This is a genomic window from Streptococcus dysgalactiae subsp. dysgalactiae (genome assembly GCF_900459225.1).
GTDB classification, from domain to species: domain Bacteria; phylum Bacillota; class Bacilli; order Lactobacillales; family Streptococcaceae; genus Streptococcus; species Streptococcus dysgalactiae.
On record NZ_UHFH01000003.1, the window covers coordinates 1,516,232 to 1,533,601 of the forward strand.

16 protein-coding genes and 2 pseudogenes are annotated in these 17,370 nt (G+C 39.6%); 1 reads left to right on the top strand and 17 read right to left on the bottom strand.

Annotation, left to right across the window (positions count from 1 at the left end):
• Positions 1-71 precede the first annotated feature (71 nt).
• The 4 genes and pseudogenes from DYD17_RS07810 to DYD17_RS07825 all read right to left on the bottom strand — a co-directional run bounded on the left by DYD17_RS07810 (position 72) and on the right by DYD17_RS07825 (position 2,309).
• The gene (locus DYD17_RS07810; RefSeq protein ID WP_115253008.1) at positions 72-452 is read right to left on the bottom strand and encodes a rhodanese-like domain-containing protein; all 381 of its coding nucleotides are present in this window, start codon (positions 450-452) and stop codon (positions 72-74) included.
• 9 nt (positions 453-461) lie between these two features.
• Positions 462-1,432: pseudogene (locus DYD17_RS07815) on the bottom strand (ROK family glucokinase).
• Between the two features lie 4 nt (positions 1,433-1,436).
• On the bottom strand, positions 1,437-1,640 hold the full coding sequence (locus DYD17_RS07820; RefSeq protein WP_115253009.1) for a YqgQ family protein: 204 nt from the start codon (positions 1,638-1,640) through the stop codon (positions 1,437-1,439).
• A 141-nt stretch (positions 1,641-1,781) separates the two neighbouring features.
• Positions 1,782-2,309, bottom strand: a complete 528-nt coding sequence (locus DYD17_RS07825) for a Dps family protein (RefSeq protein ID WP_003051878.1) — start codon at positions 2,307-2,309, stop codon at positions 1,782-1,784.
• Positions 2,310-2,526: 217 nt separating this feature from the next.
• On the opposite strand from DYD17_RS07825, the gene DYD17_RS07830 reads away from it, so the two are divergent.
• On the top strand, positions 2,527-3,162 hold the full coding sequence (locus tag DYD17_RS07830) for an A24 family peptidase (RefSeq protein ID WP_003051879.1): 636 nt from the start codon (positions 2,527-2,529) through the stop codon (positions 3,160-3,162).
• Between the two features lie 35 nt (positions 3,163-3,197).
• Here DYD17_RS07830 and DYD17_RS07835 read toward each other — a convergent pair whose 3' ends face one another.
• The 13 genes and pseudogenes from DYD17_RS07835 to DYD17_RS07900 all read right to left on the bottom strand — a co-directional run bounded on the left by DYD17_RS07835 (position 3,198) and on the right by DYD17_RS07900 (position 17,296).
• Complete coding sequence (locus DYD17_RS07835; RefSeq protein WP_115253010.1) at positions 3,198-4,934, bottom strand: ABC transporter ATP-binding protein; 1,737 nt, start codon at positions 4,932-4,934, stop codon at positions 3,198-3,200.
• Positions 4,921-6,669 (bottom strand): ABC transporter ATP-binding protein, encoded by a 1,749-nt coding sequence (locus tag DYD17_RS07840; RefSeq protein WP_115253011.1) that lies wholly within the window; start codon positions 6,667-6,669, stop codon positions 4,921-4,923. The genes DYD17_RS07835 and DYD17_RS07840 overlap by 14 nt, the downstream gene beginning before the upstream one ends.
• Before the next feature lie 94 nt (positions 6,670-6,763).
• Entirely contained in the window at positions 6,764-7,279 is a 516-nt protein-coding gene (locus tag DYD17_RS07845) for a VanZ family protein (protein ID WP_115253012.1), read from the bottom strand.
• Between the two features lie 4 nt (positions 7,280-7,283).
• The gene (rlmN, locus tag DYD17_RS07850) at positions 7,284-8,366 is read right to left on the bottom strand and encodes a 23S rRNA (adenine(2503)-C(2))-methyltransferase RlmN (protein WP_003051885.1); all 1,083 of its coding nucleotides are present in this window, start codon (positions 8,364-8,366) and stop codon (positions 7,284-7,286) included.
• 3 nt (positions 8,367-8,369) lie between these two features.
• The gene (locus DYD17_RS07855; protein ID WP_115253013.1) at positions 8,370-8,984 is read right to left on the bottom strand and encodes a YutD family protein; all 615 of its coding nucleotides are present in this window, start codon (positions 8,982-8,984) and stop codon (positions 8,370-8,372) included.
• A 290-nt stretch (positions 8,985-9,274) separates the two neighbouring features.
• Positions 9,275-10,408 (bottom strand): ISAs1-like element IS1548 family transposase, encoded by a 1,134-nt coding sequence (locus tag DYD17_RS07865; RefSeq protein ID WP_115276448.1) that lies wholly within the window; start codon positions 10,406-10,408, stop codon positions 9,275-9,277.
• Positions 10,409-10,568: 160 nt separating this feature from the next.
• Positions 10,569-11,404, bottom strand: a pseudogene (locus DYD17_RS07870) (SDR family oxidoreductase).
• Positions 11,405-11,554: 150 nt separating this feature from the next.
• Positions 11,555-12,520 (bottom strand): substrate-binding domain-containing protein, encoded by a 966-nt coding sequence (locus DYD17_RS07875; protein WP_022554978.1) that lies wholly within the window; start codon positions 12,518-12,520, stop codon positions 11,555-11,557.
• 78 nt (positions 12,521-12,598) lie between these two features.
• Positions 12,599-13,540 (bottom strand): ABC transporter permease subunit, encoded by a 942-nt coding sequence (locus DYD17_RS07880; protein ID WP_037584987.1) that lies wholly within the window; start codon positions 13,538-13,540, stop codon positions 12,599-12,601.
• Position 13,541: 1 nt separating this feature from the next.
• A complete protein-coding gene (locus DYD17_RS07885; protein ID WP_115253015.1) occupies positions 13,542-15,020 on the bottom strand; it encodes a sugar ABC transporter ATP-binding protein in 1,479 nt (492 codons plus the stop codon).
• Between the two features lie 15 nt (positions 15,021-15,035).
• Positions 15,036-15,434, bottom strand: coding sequence for a D-ribose pyranase (rbsD, locus tag DYD17_RS07890; protein ID WP_003051896.1), 399 nt, complete (start codon positions 15,432-15,434; stop codon positions 15,036-15,038).
• Positions 15,409-16,320: a ribokinase gene (gene rbsK / locus DYD17_RS07895; RefSeq protein ID WP_115253016.1), complete on the bottom strand. Its 912-nt coding sequence runs from the start codon at positions 16,318-16,320 to the stop codon at positions 15,409-15,411. Before rbsK ends, rbsD begins: the two co-directional genes overlap by 26 nt.
• Positions 16,313-17,296, bottom strand: a complete 984-nt coding sequence (locus DYD17_RS07900; RefSeq protein WP_003051900.1) for a LacI family DNA-binding transcriptional regulator — start codon at positions 17,294-17,296, stop codon at positions 16,313-16,315. The genes rbsK and DYD17_RS07900 overlap by 8 nt, the downstream gene beginning before the upstream one ends.
• Positions 17,297-17,370: the final 74 nt, after the last annotated feature.

A 17,370-nucleotide genomic window follows, 5' to 3' on the forward strand; every position in this document is an offset into this window, starting at 1 on the left:
AAAGAGCTAAGGTTTCCTAGACAATGATTGCCTAAACTCCCTTAACTCCATGTTATGATTCCCTAAATTATTTATTTAACTTTGCCATCCCAGTAATCAATACCGTCTTTTAAAACATAGACATTCTCAAAACCAGCCTTTTTGAGTAATTTCACCGCACGCACACGGTACTGCGGCCGCATATTTTCGTAGATAAGAACGGGTTTGTCCTTGCGAAGACCTTTGATAGCTGCTTCAAATTGTTGCGCTGGAAAATTTCGAGCTCCTAGGATGTGTTTGTTTCTATAAGCCGCTGGCTCTCGTAAATCAATCAATTGACCTTGTCGCATCAAGTCCTTGAAGGTCTCATTATCAACTTGCTTCGCCATTCTCCGAAAAGAGAAATAGTTCCATGTGTAATAGCCAACAATTCCGACAAGAAGTAACCATCCGATAAGTGTGATTGGAGACATATCCCCCTCCTATTCTGAAACAAACTGTCTAGCAAGGCTAGCGGCACCGATAATACCAGCATCGTTACCAAGCTCTGCAATCTTAATTTTAGTTGAATACCTCACTTGTGGAAAGGTGAAGGTCACAAAATATTTTTCAATGCGTGAACGTAAGAATTCTCCTGCTGCCGACACGCCTCCACCAATAACCACTGAATCTGGATTCAAGATATTGGAAATATTTGCTGACGCAAGACCAAGGTAGTAACCAACCTTTTCCACAACAGAATCTGCAAAGGTATCCCCTGCTTCTGCTGCCATAAAAATATCTTTGCTGGTAACACCTTCGCCATTGTCAATAGCTGCTTTGATGGCAGAATCCCCTTCGTAGGCTTCTGCTAATAAGCGTGCCACCTTGACAACACCTGTTGCTGAGGCTACTGTTTCCAAACAGCCGTGTGAGCCACAAGTACAGGCAAAACCATTTTCCGGCTCAACAATCATGTGGCCGATTTCACCACCTGCTCCTGCAACACCATGAATCAAGTTACCATCGGCGATAATCCCCCACCGACACCAGTTCCTAGTGTCATGAAAACAACATCAGGATTATTTTCGCCAGCTCCAACCCAACGCTCACCAAGAGCAGCCACATTGGCATCATTATCAATGGCAAAAGGAATACCTAATTCTTTTTCAATAATGGAACCGACTTCCTGAGTTTCTTTCCAGTTAAGGTTGAATGCCCCAGTCACTGTATTAGCAGTACGGTCAACAGCCCCTGGTGACCCCATACCGATACCAATAAAATCTGCACTGCTTAGACCATATAATTCCAAGCGGTGTTTGATGGAAGCGATGATATCAGGGACAATGTGCTTGCCCCCTTCTAAAATATTAGTCTCAATCGCCCATTTTTCTTGGACTTCTCCTGCTGCTGTTAAAATACCAAATTTAACAGTGGTTCCACCTAAATCAATCCCCAGTAACTTTTGACTCATTTGCCTATCCTTCTTTTTCCATTTCTAATCTATGCTCACACCGTAAAATCAACTCGGCTTTTAAATAGTCATTCTTGTCTAACAGGCCGCTATCATAGAGGCGCTGCAATTCAATCTTCATCATTTCAATATCATAGAGACGTTTGCCAAGATAAACAAAAATGCCAAAGTTTTTTAACAGTTGTTGCACATCATATAGTGTTTTCATATAACTAGATTTTAGCAAATTCTAAGAGAGATTTCAAGACAAGTATGGAATCGCTTTCTATATTTCTGAAAATGAACCGATGATTCCATCAAAAAGAAGCCAATTTTATCATTGACTTCTTTCATCCTAAGGCATTGTTAATTAAAGTGCTGGACCTTGTCCACGCTCTGCTTGGAGCATCCAGATGGTTTTTTCAGCTTCTGTCTTAGCTGCTGTAAACAAATCATTTGTACCGGCATCCCCTTCTTCATCAGTAATGTCTAAACCAACTTGGTAAAGGCTGCTGAGGTAAAGGTAAACTTCGACCAATCTTGCTAAGTGTTGAGCTACTGTTTTATCGTAGCTGCCTTTTGTTTCGTCAAGTTTAGAGTGTTTTGAAAACTCAGCAAGAGTAGAATAAGGTGCTCCTCCAATAGTGATCAAACGTTCGCTCATTTCATCTAAGGTAGCGTTTAAGCTGTCCAGCAATTCATCCATTTTTGGGTGAAGGTACAAGAAACCTGGACCACGCATATACCAGTGTACTTGGTGCACAATAGATGCAGCCACAGATAAGTCAGCTACTGTTTGATTTAAAACAGCTTTTGTTTTTTCATTTTTAGAAGCTTCTTTTTTAGAAATATTGTGGGTTACTGAAGCATAAATATTGTCAACGAGTGTATTTGTCATAATAACGTCTCCTTACTTTTCGGCTTATAGGGCAAGAATGGAGGGTGAGCAACGATTACTATCAAGAAGAAATCATTGTCGCCTAATCCTATTCGACAATAACGGACTGAACTAATAGGCAAAGCACCTTATTTAGAATTATTCTCGTTTCATAGCTTTATTTTACAACGATTAGGAAAAGATTGCAAGTATTTGATTTATTTTCGAATAAGTAAGTATGAATATCTTTTTTAGTTTCTGTCTGGCTCTCTTTTTAAGCCTACTGTTTCGCTACCTGCTCCAATTTTTTACAGACACGAACCATAAAAAAATAGCTGAGATTGATAATGGTTCAATGACTCTCAAGGAAAGATTACAGCATTGTCAGTTATCATTGATGAAGTATGTCCTCGTCAGCTATCACACTTACTTTGCTTTAGAAATTAGTTTATTTACAATCTTTATGGCAACCTTGATAGGCTGGATGGGCGTGAAGCACTGCTATTTGCTGCTATTTTCTTTATTACTCAGTCTCTTTGATTGGCAGTCACAAGAATATCCTTTCCTTTTGTGGCTAGTGACTTTTGTTAGTTTGCTCCCTTTTTATTCCATTAACCACACCTCGCTTTTATTACTGTTGTTAGGACTGTTAGCCTATCTCCGACCTTTTTCAATTGGCGCAGGGGATTTCCTGTATCTCGCGAGTTTGGCGTTAGTGTTGGACTTAATGTCTCTTATCTGGTTAGTCCAACTGGCCTCTTTAGCAGGTATTGCTGCTTGCTTATTGCTACATACAAAACACATTCCCTTTATCCCTTACTTAACTTTTGGGTTACTTTGTATTATCTTTCTTGAAAAATACTTAATCTACTAAAAACCCTAGCCACTTTGGTGACTAGGGTTAAGGTTTTATAACATCCCTGCTTGTAATTGATACATTTTATAATACGTACCTTTTTGATTAAGCAATTCTTCGTGACGTCCATGTTCAATAATTTTTCCTTTATCAAGCACATAGATACAATTAGCATCTTGAATGGTTGATAAGCGATGAGCAATAGCAATGGTTGTACGGCCTTGTCGCATTTTAGCTAGAGAACGTTGTACAATAGCTTCTGTTTCAGAATCGATATTGGCAGTCGCTTCATCAAGAATTAGAATTTTAGGCTTGCTGGCTACTGTTCTTGCAAATGCTAATAACTGCCGCTGACCTGTCGAAAAGCTTGCCCCTCTTTCACTAACAGAAGATTGGTACTGGTCTGGTAATTTTTGAATAAATTGATTCGCATCGACAAAAGCAGCTGCAGCTTTGACTTCTTCATCACTTAGGCTTTGATACATCCGGATGTTAGAAGCGATAGTCCCATGATATAAAAATGGATCCTGCAAAACTAACCCAATAGACTGGCGCAATTCCTCTTGAGAATAATCACGAATATCATGCCCATCAAGTAAAATATGTCCCGATTGGAAGTCATAAAAGCGCATGAAAACGTTAATGATAGAAGACTTCCCAGAACCTGTCGCTCCTACAAAAGCAATGGTCTCTCCTTTCTTAACCTCAAAAGAAATATTATCCAAAACCTTTTGTTTACCATCATAAGAGAATGATACGTTTTTAAAGGCAATATTCCCTTCTGTGACTTTAATTGGTTGATTAGCTTGCTGTGGTTCAAAGGCTTCTTCGTCAATTAATTTGAAGACACGGCCTGCTGACACCATCGAGGTCTGCAAAGTTGAAAAGTTCTGAGTAACTTCAATTAAAGGATCAAATAAACGATTAATGTACTGGATAAAGGCGTACATCATCCCAGCCGTAATGGCACCACTAAGTCCTTTGAAACCAAAATAAGCCATTAATACCGCATACGCTAACAATTTCAAAAGGGACATGGCTGGACGTAAGAAAATACTATCTAAAGCTACCGATTTGTTGGCATAACGAACATGCTCTTGATTGATGACTTCAAACTCATCTTTCAATCGATCCTCTTGTCCAAATGCCTGAATAATACGAATCCCTTCGATACTTTCTGCCAGTTTGCTGTTGATATCGCTGAGTAAACTTCTTGTTTTATCAATCACTTGCACCGATTTTTTCCGATAAAGATTGACCAAAACCACAATAAAAGGAAGAAAAATCACGACTAGGCTTGTTAAGGTCACATCTAACAACAGCATGGTATAAAGGGTCACAGAAAAAATAAAAATAGCAGAAATAAAACTAGATAATATGCCCGAAAACATATCACTGATAGCTTCGGTGTCGTTGGTTATCCGAGAGACAATAGAACCTGCTGGCGTTTTATCAAAATAAGCCATACCTAACGCCTGCATTTTAGTAAAGGCATCCCGTCTGATATCTCTGACAATACTATATGATACACTCGCAAAAAAGAGATTCCCAAGGTATTGAACCACACTTTGAATGAGATACATGCCATAGTAACCCAATAAAAGTAGGAAAGCTGGCTGATTCAAAGCTGTCAAATAGTGATCAATGAAGCGTGACGCAATCAACGGTATGATACTTTTGATAACAGTGGTTAACAATAAGAGCGCTAAGGCAAATAGAGTGAGCCATTTATAAGGTTTCAAATAGGATAAGAGGCGTTTAAAAACTTGCCATTGATTATTTGTCCTCATGGTCTTCTACCTCCATTTCCAATTGTTGTGAGGCATAGGTTTTAGCGTACCATCCTCCCGCTGCTACTAAGTCCTCATGATGGCCACTCTCAATAATACGACCATGTTGTAAAACCAAAATCAAATCTGCGTGAACAACCGCACTCAAACGGTGAGCGGTAATAATGGTTGTCTTATCTTGTCTTGTTTGTTTCAGGTTCTCAATAATAGCATGCTCTGTTTTGGCATCAACAGCTGATAAGGAATCATCTAAAATTAAAATATCTGGGTCCAATATCATCGCACGACTCATCGCAATCCGTTGTTTTTGCCCACCAGATAAGGACACCCCTTTTTCACCGATTAAGGTATGAAAACCTTGTGGCATTTCCATAATATCATTATAAACATGGGAGAGACGTGTCGCTGCCTCTACTTCCTCAACCGATAACTTAGGATTACCAAAACGAACATTTTCTAAAATACTAGTCGCAAATAAAAATTGGTCTTGAGGAACATAGCCCATTAAATGCCGCAAATCTTTTAGACGATAATTCTTAATATTGTGATTATTCAAGCAAATAGCGCCATCAGTCACGTCATATTCTCTCAATAGAAGCTTAATAAGACTTGTTTTACCCGAGCCTGTCTGTCCAACCAATCCTAAGGTTTGTCCTTTTTCTAACCTGAAATGAATATCGATCAATGTTTCTTCTTTATCGTAAGAAAAATGATTGATATCGTAGGTCAAAGAACCATTAGAAATTGTTGTTAGGGGATGACTGCTCTCTTCAACATCCGAGGCTTGTTCTAATAATTGACTGATACGCTCATAGGAGACACTTCCCCGTTGAACCATATTGAATAAAAAGCCAACTGCCATCAAAGGCCAGACAAGCATATCGAGGTAGGTCATAAAGGTCACTAAATTCCCAATCGTTACTTGCCCAGCCTTGATCATAAAAGCCCCAACTAATAAGGTTAGCACATAGGATAAGCCAATAAAAAGAAGCACCACCGGATCAAACATGACATCATAAAACATCGTTCTCATATTCTTCTTAAAGGTCATCTGATTGATTTCCTGGAAAGAAGCTACTTCATCCCTTTGATAGCCAAACGATTTGGTCACTTTAATACCAGCTACACTTTCTTGAACCTTGTTATTCAATTCTGAGAAAGCTGCCTGAGATTCTCCAAATGCCTTGTGAGTTTTGCGTCCTAGACGACTAGTTACGTAAGCCATCAAGGGCAAAGGCAAGACTGCAATGACTGTCATTTGCCAAGAAATTGTGAAGAGCATGGTTAATAAGGTCATAATCGCTGTTATCGAGGCGTCAACCCCAGACATAACCCCACCTCCTGCCAAACGAGTAAGGGAATTAATATCATTGGTCGCGTGGGCCATCAAATCCCCTGTCCGATAACGTTGGTAGAAAGAAGGAGACATCTTGGTAAAGTGCTCAAAGAGTTTAAAACGCATGACACGTCCTAATCGATAAGACGTCCCAAAAATATAGATTCGCCAGACGTAGCGTAAGGCATACATTGCTAAAGCAGCTATTATAAGCCAAAAAAGGTACCAAAGCAACTCGCTTTTAGTTAGTCGTTGGCTAGTAATCCCATCAATCACAATCCCCATGATTTTTGGGGGAATTAAATTCAAAAAAGCCACCAAACTTAAGGATAAAATCCCGATAAGATAGGGTTTCTTTTCTTCCTTAAAAAACCACCATAAGTTTTTCAAAATAGACATTAACTCTCCCTCCACATTAATATATCTTTCAATCTAATCTTATATCAGTAATAAAAATTCTCTCCATTAGAGAGAATTTTAGCTTAAATTCGTCTTACAAAGACCTAGACAGGCGATGATGCAGCCATCGATAACTATAAAAGGCCAGTAAAGCACCCAAGCTATTTGTCCACAAGTCATCCAACTCAAATACTCGATTAGCATCTATCAGAACATCAAGCAACAGTTGGGTCAATTCGATAATCAAACTGATTCTAAACCCTAGCCATAAACTTTTGCTTGAGCTCTGCCAATTTTCCCATAGGCAATGGATCATAAAAACCAAGGGATAGAGTAAAAAAACATTCATTACATTTTGCCCAATAACCCAGCCAAGTTCCAAAGCGGTTAACAATTGAGGTAGCGACCATAGGCTATTCAAAGGTACCAAGAGGAAACGAAGGCGTCCAACTGCTATGACATGTGGTGTTTGTATGCCTTCAAACAAGTTGGGTTGAGGGGTAAAACACATCAAAACAATGGCCAAACCATAAGTCGCTAGAACAAGGAGGAAAAACCACCGCCATTTTCTCCTCACTAATCCTTCCTGATTAAAGACTTGCTTTAGCATCCTTTTATGCGTTGGTTGCTGCAGCTTTTTCACGGTCTTTTTTCATGGTATTGGAACGTAATTGTCCACAGGCCGCATCAATATCGGTACCGTGCTCTTGACGCACGACACAGTTGACACCGTTTTTCTTCAACACATCGTAAAATGCTGAAACGCGTTCTTTAGGACTTCTGCTGTATTGGTCGTGTTCTGAAACAGGATTGTAGGGAATCAAGTTAACGTAAGACAATTTGCGAATATTTTTAGTCAGGTCTGCCAACTCCTGGGCCTGCTCAACACCATCATTGACCTCATTTAACATGATGTATTCAAAGGTTACACGACGGTTAGTTGTTTCAATATAATACTCAATGGCTGCAAAAAGTTTTTCGAGTGGGAAAGATCGGTTGATTCTCATGATGCTTGAACGCAAGTCATTATTAGGGGCATGAAGTGATACCGCCAAATTAACCTGCACTCCTTCGTTGGCAAACTCACGAATCTTATGCGCCAAACCGGAAGTTGATACCGTAATATGGCGAGCACCAATAGCCAGACCATTGTCATCATTAATCGTCCGTAAGAAACTCATCACATTTTGGTAATTGTCAAATGGCTCACCAATTCCCATAACAACCACATGACTGACACGTTCGTCTTGACCACGCTCATCAAAGTATTTTTGAACTAGCATAATCTGAGCTGTGATTTCACCACTGTTTAAATCACGCTGTTTTTTGATTAAACCACTAGCACAGAAGGTACAGCCAATATTACAACCAACTTGTGTGGTAACACAAACAGAATGCCCATAATGCTGGCGCATCAAAACTGTTTCAATGAGCATACCATCTGGTAACTCAAACAAATACTTAACAGTTCCGTCAGCTGACTCTTGAACAATACGTTGCTTCAGAGGATTGACACAAAAATTTTCCTTTAAAATAGCAATAAAATCTTTGGAAATATTAGTCATGTCATCAAAAGACTGAACACGTTTTTTATAGACCCAATCCCAAATTTGGGTAGCTCTAAATTTCTTTTGTCCGTGGTCAATAGCCCAAGCAATTAAGTCTTCCCGGGTCAAGCTGTAAATGGATGGTTTCATGGATTACTGATCCTTCTTTCTGATAATAAAGTGATCAAACTTAGCATTAAGCTGCTTGGTCTGATTACGTTTCGACCTGCTCTTACTGTTTTCTTTACGCTTTTTACTAGTAAAGGTTTGTTTGTCAACTGGTTTTTCCTTTGGAGAACGCTTCTGTTTGTTTTTTTGAGGTGCTACCTGTGGATTTGTTTGACCTGATTTCCGTCGATTTGGTTTTGACTTAGAGGACTTTTTCCGCCTTGGCTGACGCTCCTCTTCGAAAGTGATTTCTTTGGGATTAGGATTTTCCAAAACAAAATAGGCACAGCCAAAACTGCAAAACTCTTTAATATAGTCTTCTAAGCGTGAAATGCGGTTTGTTTTTTTAACGTCATTACTGTCCTTGTAAAACCCTTTGAGACGTAGTTGCTCATTTCCCCAATCGCCAACAATATAGTCGTACTTGAGTAAAATCTCTGTATAACGTTGACCAAAACTGGTCGTATCAAAGGCATTTTTAACATTTTCAAGCAAGAGGAACGCTATACCTTCTGCCTTGACCTGCTGGTCAAAGTGACTAAATTCTGGCCCAGGAAATTTATTGTAGTTATACATTTCTGGTGAAATGTCTTTTTTCATGTGACTCCTTTCATAAGAATCCTTAAATATCAATGGTTAGGTTATTTCAATCGTGGTAACTCCTGCTACTCTTGTCAATCATGTAGGAATAGTTTATTTCCTTAGAATTAGAGTGACTGACAAAACCGAGTTTCAACGTTACCCGTAACTCATCTATTATACACTATTTTTAAGCTTTTGTAAGTAGGAAACAAGTCATCATACACGCCGTACGCATGAAAACTTTCTCTTCATCCTTTTGTGCCCGGACATCAATTTTGAAAAGATTCCTTTTTAAATCAATCATCTGCTTAGCCTCTTTCTTCAAATAATTGGACTAAATAATCTTCCAAATGGACAGAAATATACCGTTGTTTGCGACGATAACTGAGGTCTTTTTTAGGAAATACCATCACTTTGAGAAAATATAAGCACATTTTTCGGATAAGATTTAGGTTAAATGCGGCTCTTTTATCCAATGTCTGATGATGATCTTCATGATAAACAACGTCCAATAACCAGTGCATACTCTCTATCTGCCAATGACCTCGTACACAATTGGCAAATGTGAGGACATCCGGCTTAAAGCTAAAGATAAAATAACGTTTCTCTTGACTCAGCTGATCATCCTTATCAATCGTGTGACGAGTCATCCCAATACCACGTAACTTATGCCATTTGGGATGGTTTTGACACAACCATTTGATATCGGAAGACACCCAGTATTCTCTAACTTCAATCTGTCCCCTAGATTTTTCAACAGTCTGATAATACTGTCCATTTTCTTGGAGTTCTTCCAATAAGTTGACATCACTAAAATAAAGAGCAATATCATCATAAAGTGTTTCTTGATTTCCTTTGACGGCTAAGCAATAGTCTGCTTTACCTTTAATGATCGTATCAACGATAGCCGTCTGCGTGCCCATTGCGTCTATCGTTACAATGCTTTTACGGATATCAATCGTCCGCAATAACTGAGGAATGGCAACAATTTCATTACTTTTCTCCTCAACCGCTACCTGTCCCAAACTAAGATGATGACCCCCATCATAAGCCGTTACAATATGAACAGGCTTCTGATTTTTACCTCGATTGCCTCGAATCGTTTTACCGTCCACTGAAATCAGTTGATGAACGGCATCTAAGCTTGTCAATGATTGCTCAAATTGAACTTTAAGCTCTTTTAAACGGTCTGAATTAACAAGACTAATCACACGCTCTAAGGTATCATGAGACGGACAACCTTCACTCAAATCAACGTAGGTCGCAAACAATGGTTCATTCATTTCAATAAAATCTTCCATCTCCTTCCAGGTTTCAATGCCGGCTAACTGACAAACGAAGACAAGAAATAGAATGGTTAATAAGGGGTAGCGAATTTTCCAAGATTGACGACTATCCAATTCAACTGCGCAATCATCAATAGAAATAATAAAATCAATCATCGTAGTAACCTCATCTATAGTGTACTACTTTGATTGATTTTGTCATTATGAATCTAGTTTTCTGAAAACAAAAGTTTCTTCATGCGTTTGGCGTGAGTCATCATAGCAAGAACGGCTACCAATCACCATCGGTCTAAGTTAAATCTCTCACTTAAGATGTTTAAGAATGATTCTCTGTTAAGAACTGGTCTAAGGATTTAGCTGGTCGTCCTAAAACGGTTTCGATAGCTGGGGAAATACCCGATTGTTCACCTGCAGTGATAGCTGTATAGGTACTCACCCAGGCATCGTATTCCCAGTCTTGAGCTGGCCAAGATTGATGAGAGTCATAAACTTCTGGAATGGTTTCTGAACTATAAGGAATGCTTTTTTGAGACCAGTGACTAAGTTTCTGAGCAATAACTGACAAACTTAGGTTCTCAGGAGCAGTCAGATCCAAGGTTTTGTTCTCCCAATTTTGAGGGTTTTGACTGATTGTCGCTATTACTTCTGCCACATCAGACCGTACGACAGCTAACACTTTCCCCTCTGCAGCTGGCCCTCTTAATTCACCATTTTTTAAGCCCAAGTCACCCCAAAAATCTAGGTAAAATTATCTCTTAAAAAAGTATACGTTAACCCATTTTCTTTGATGTAAGCCTCGGTTGCGGCATGCTCTCTAGCTAAGGTAAAGGTCGAATTGGGGCTGGCTTGATAAAATGAGGTGTAAATGATGTGTCTAACTCCTGACATTTTGGCTGCACCAATAAAAGCTTTATGCTCTTCCAAACGATTAAGGCTCTCATGGGATGATACCATCATCAAGACATCTACTCCTCGTAAAGCTTTCTGTGTTTCTAAGCTACAATCATAGTTGGCTTGGTGAATGGTGGTATTAGGCAATGGAGCAACCTTATGTGGTCTTCTTGCCAATTGGCGAAAAGATACTCCTTCTTTAGCTAAAGCCTGTGCGACAGCCTGTCCTAAATGTCCAGTCACTCCTGTAATGACTAATATTATCATAACTTTCTCCTTAAGGATCTCTAGCTTGAGCGAAATGATTAGCGGTCTGTTTGAAACCACTATAGCACTTTTGAAGTTTCGATGCTAATGATGACTTTTTAAAAAAAGCCCTTAAGCCTAGGCTTAAGAGCAGTTATAGTTAATTTACCAATTGTATTTGTCAACATTTTCTTTGGTAACAAGGTAAATTGGTGAGACGGTCTCTTTATCCACTTTTTTTCCATTGTAGTGGTCAATAGCCGCTTGGATAGCAATTTCACCCATTTTAGCAGGTTGTTGAGCGATTGTTGCTGTAATATCACCTTTTTCAATAGCTTGGTGAGCATCTGGTTGACCATCAATACCAATGATTAAAACATTTTGAAGGCCTGCTGATTTAACAGCTTGAGCAGCTCCGAGTGCCATTTCATCGTTTTGGGCAAAAATGACTTGAACGTCTTTGTTTCCTTGAATCATGTTTTGTGCTGTGTTTAAGGCCTTAGCACGGTCAAAGTTAGCTGACTGACTTGATAAAACTTCTAATTTTTCTTTCGCAACTTTGTTAAAACCATTACCACGGTCTACAGTCGCTGAAGCTCCTGGAACGCCTGACAATTCAAAGGCTTTTGCTTTTTCACCAAGCTCTTTCACAATGTAGTCAGCAGCCATTTTACCCGCTTCAACATTATCAGAAGCAACTGTTGTTAAAACGTCACCACCATTGCTACCACGGTCAATAAGAATAACAGGGATACTAGCATTGTTAGCAGCTTTAATTGCTGGCACGATGGCATCTGAGTCCACTGGATTTATCAAAATAGCATCCACATTTTGGCTAATAAAGTTTTGCACATCATCCGCTTGACGTGCTGCGTCATCTTGAGCATCAGCGACTTTTAAGCTCACTTCTTTTTTATCAGCATACTTGTCTAAACCATCTTTCATAGCGACGAAGTAAGGGTTATTCGTAGTGGAAATAGATACCCCTAATTTCAAGTCTTTTGCAGCTTTTTTTGTCACCTCTTTGCTTGTTCCAGAAGAATTTCCTAGACCAGTTTTTCCACAAGCCCCTAGGACAAGAAGCATTGACATAAGTAAGGCTAGAAAGCCAAGTTTTTTCGTAAATTTCATGATGTCTCCTTTTTAAAAATTATTTAACACTAAGACCGTACATGCGTTAGCATGCCAACAATAACTGAAACATTTCCCTTATTTTGCAACTTTAAAGCGATCTAGTAACACGGCAATCAAGATAACAATCCCTTTTACCACTTGTTGCCAAAAGGCTGATACACCAATAATGTTTAACCCGTTATTAAGGACCCCAATAATCAAGGCACCAATCAATGTTCCTAGGATACGCCCTTTACCTCCTGATAAAGAAGTTCCTCCAAGAACAACGGCTGCAATAGCATCCATTTCATAACTGCTACCAGCCGTTGGCTGAGCAGAACTCAAACGAGAAGTAATAATTAATCCAGAAATAGCGGCCATCATTCCTGAAATGGTATAAATAATAAGTTTGACTTTATTGAGTTTAACACCTGAGATATACGCTGCTTTTTCATTGCCTCCTAGCGCGTAAACAGATTTCCCAAAGGCAGTTTTGTGCAAGAGCACATACAAAATAAGAAAGACTATAAACATAAGGATAACTGGGAAAGGAATACCGACAATATACCCTTGTCCTAAAAACTGAAAGAGGAATGAGTCAGACAATCCTTTAGTAATGGGATTCCCATTAGTATACACAAGCGTTGCTCCTCGGAAAATAGTCATGGTAGCCAAGGTGACGATAAATGGCGCTAATTTCCCATAAGAAATAAAGAGACCATTTAACATACCAAACAAGCCCCCCATGATAACAGCTAATAAAATAGCTAAGGGAACAGGTACACCTGAAGCTATAAATCCAGCTGAGAGAGCACTTGAGAGAGCTAAAATCGAACCTACCGATAAATCAATCCCACCAGTTAAAATGACAAAAGTCATCCCAAAGGCAATAAAACCATTAGCGGTTACCTGTAAAAGTAAGTTTAATAAGTTGTTTGTGGTTAAAAAGTTAGGATTAATCAGCGTGATGACAATCATTAACCCAACGAGTGCGACCAGAGTGGTTAACTCTGACATGTATTTCATTACTTGTTTCACCTTAATTTCCTCCTGTTGCCAACTGCATGACTTTTTCCTGACTAGCTTCTTCACGAGAAAGTTGGCCAGCAATACGTCCTTCGTGCATGACCATAATCCGATCACTAACGCCTAATACTTCTGGAAGGTCTGAAGAGACCATAATAATAGGCACACCTCTCTCTGCCAATTCATTCATTAATTGGTAAATTTCGCGTTTGGCACCAACATCTACCCCTCTAGTGGGTTCATCTAAAATCAACACTTTTGGAGCAATGCCAATCCATTTCGCAAGGACAACCTTTTGCTGGTTCCCACCAGAAAGATTTCCAACCGGTAAAGTGGGCGTCCCGGATTTTATACGCAAGCGGTTAATTAATTGCTCAACAAAGGTGGTAGTGGTTTTGTCGTCGAAGAAACCATGCTTACTGAAATCTTTGGTACTTGGCAAGGTCATGTTATCTTTGATGCTAAAGTCTAAAATCAACCCCTCATCTTTTCGATCTTCCGTCAAAAATCCGATGCCGTACTTAATCGCCTGAGCTGGATTATGAATCATGACTTCTTTCCCATCAATCATAACCTGTCCTGACTGTTTAGGATCTAAACCAAAAATGGTTCGCATCACTTCGGTTCGACCAGAACCCATTAACCCTGAAAAGCCAAGAATTTCGCCCTGTTTTACTTGGAACGAAACCCCTTGAAAAGTTTGTCCGGATAATTCCTTAACTTCAAAGGCAACTGAGCCAATAGTAGCTGTTTTTTCTGGATAATAATCTTCGATATCACGTCCAACCATTTTTTTGACCAGTTCATCTGGAGTCGTCTCTTGAGTTGGCTTCGTGTCAACGACAATCCCGTCTCGCATGACCGTTACCACATCAGTAATTTTGAAGATTTCTTCCATACGATGGGAAATATAGACAATACCAACACCTTCTTCTTTTAAACTGCCAATAATTTTGAAGAGATTTTCAGTTTCGCGATCAGTAAGAGCGGCTGTCGGTTCATCCATAATTAATAGTGACACTTCAGACAGGAGGCTTTTAGCAATTTCAATCATCTGTTGCTGACCAACTGAGAGATCTCCAATACGCTTATCCAAAGGAATAGACACTCCTAATCTTTTGAATGCATACCTAGCCTTCTCCTTCATGGCCTTATCATCTAGAAGTCCAAAAGCTTTTTTGATTTCTCGACCTAAAAAGAGGTTTTCAAGTACCGTCATCTCGGGCCATGTATTCATTTCCTGATGAATAAAACTAATGCCAAATGCTTCTGCTTCTTGTGGATTCGCAAAGACCATTTCTTTTCCATCAATCAAAATGGTTCCAGAACTTGCTGGAAAAAGTCCTGTCAAAATATTCATCAAGGTAGACTTACCTGCACCATTTTCTCCCATCAAGGCATGAACTTCTCCTGAAGTCACCACTAAATCAATGCCTTCCAGTACCTTGTTGGTTCCAAAAGACTTGGAAATCCCTCTCATGTCAATTTTCATGCTAGTGTCCCCTTTCTAAATTGTCACCCCTGACTGCAAGATGACATTGGAATAAGGAGTATTTTCACCTGTTCTCACAACAGCTTTAGTTGACTTGGTCAACGCTTTTAATTCCTCGTGGCTAACGTACTCCACAATAACTGAGCTATCCAATCTAGCTAATAAATCCTCTAATTGTTTTGGATTTTGGCTTTTAATTTCTTCTGCTAAGATAACTTTTTCGACTAACACATGCTCTAAGTAAACTGCTAAGACGTCTTGGAAATTAGGTTGTCCTGGTTTGAGTGCCAAATCAATTTTAGCAACACCGTCTGGAACAGGAAGTCCTAAATCACCGATACAGACACGGTCTGTGTGTCCTAAATCATCTGCCAGTTTAGCCAAATGACTATTCAAAATCCCATGCTTTTTCATAAGCGTCGTGCTCCTTCATTTCTGATAATGTTGGCATGCCACCTTGGGCACCAAATTGTTGAACAGATAAGTGTGAGGCCAAGGTCGCAAATGTTAAAGATTCACGCATATCTAATCCTTTTGAAACAGCAAAACCAAAGGCTCCGTTAAAGGTATCTCCAGCACCTGTCGTATCAATAGCTTCAGTCTTAATGGCTGGAATCAATTGAATAACTTGCCCATCAAAGTAAGTAGACCCCTTAGTTCCCAAAGTAACAATAAGACGATTTGGATATGCCTCAAGAATAGTGTCTAACTCTTTATCTGGGAAGAGTTCTTGAACTTCATGCTGGTTTGGTGTGAAATAGGTGACCAAGCCTAGCATCTCTTTATCTGTTTCTCTTGCAGGGGCAGGGTTATAGAGCACCTTGATGCCTTTATCATGACAAAACTGAGCTATGGCCAAATTAGCTTGGTGCGGGATTTCATTTTGAAGAATAACCAAATCAGCTGCCTCTAATACATCCCATTCTTTTTCCCAAAGAGTTGTGTCAACCTCTCCATTCGCTCCGGGACAGTAAATAATTCGGTTGTCATGGTTAAAAATAGTGATTTGAGCAATACCAGATGAAGATGGTACCGTTCCCACAAAATCCACATTAAGACTATTGTCTGCTAAATTTTGTAATAAAAGAGGGCCAAAGGAATCCTCACCCACAGCTCCCAGCATGTTAATCTGATCTTTTTGGGAGGCTAAGCGACCAACTGCAACAGCTTGGTTAGCCCCTTTACCACCAGGAACCATAGCAAAGCTATCTCCAAAAACCGTCTCTCCCTCTTGCGCAATCCGATTGGTCTTCATCACAAGGTCCATGGAGATACTGCCGACAATAACAATCTTACTCATTTTTTCTCCTTATAGTCTCACGTTCCACATAGTGAACTGGTAATTTTATGCGATTAGCTTCCACTGGCAACTGATTGGCAATGTTATAAACCAGTTCAGCTGCATAATGCCCCATCAAATAAGAGGATTGATGAATGGTTGACAGGGAAGGGTAAATAAATTGACTCATCAAAATATCGTCGTAACCCATCACTTGCACATCCTGAGGAATTTTCTTTCCACGGGAATGCAGCTCGTGAATGTAAGCAATGGCGTGAATATCTGACGGGGCTATAATACTATCAATGATTGGATAGACGTCGAGGTTCTTACTAGCTTCCAACTGAATGCTTTCAAAATCAAAACTCTGGCTATCGCAGATGCGAAGGGTAACCTCTTTTTCGTGTAGATAAGAGAGGCTTGCTTCAAACCGTTCATTAATGTTTTCGGCATTGTCTAGCGGTCCTCTAATCAAAAGCACTTCTTCTGTTCCCGCTTGCCAAACCGTTTGAGCAGCTAAGAGCCCTCCTGCTTTATTATCTGAAAAGACACCATACTGCGTTTCTTGGTCAACACGGTCTACCACCACAACTGGAATAGGCAAGTCTGGATAACGCTTGGTAAAGTCATGAGTCGTAATAATACCTGCCGCGTTGCTTTGAAGAAGGACATGAACATATTCTTCCTCTAGGGCTTCACTGTCTGAAATATTACCCAACATGACCCGATAACCTTTTTCTTTCAGGTATTCTTCAGCTCCTCTTGCTAGGCGCGGAAAGAAGGGGTTAGAAATATCAGGAAGGAGGAGGCCAACTAACTGATTCTTTTTAGTTTTTAAAGACTGGGCCAAGACGTTGGGACTATAATGTAATTTGGCAATGGCAGCCTTAATCTTATCTCTAGCTTCATCAGAAACATAGCCTTTTTGAGAAATATATCTGGAAACTGTTGATTTGGATAAACCTGCTTCTTCAGCGACTTGTTTGATCGTTGCCATTAGTTGTCCTCCTTTCTATTCATTTGTGGAACCGTTCTCACATTTGTTATTGTAACCGTTTTCTTTTTGCTTGT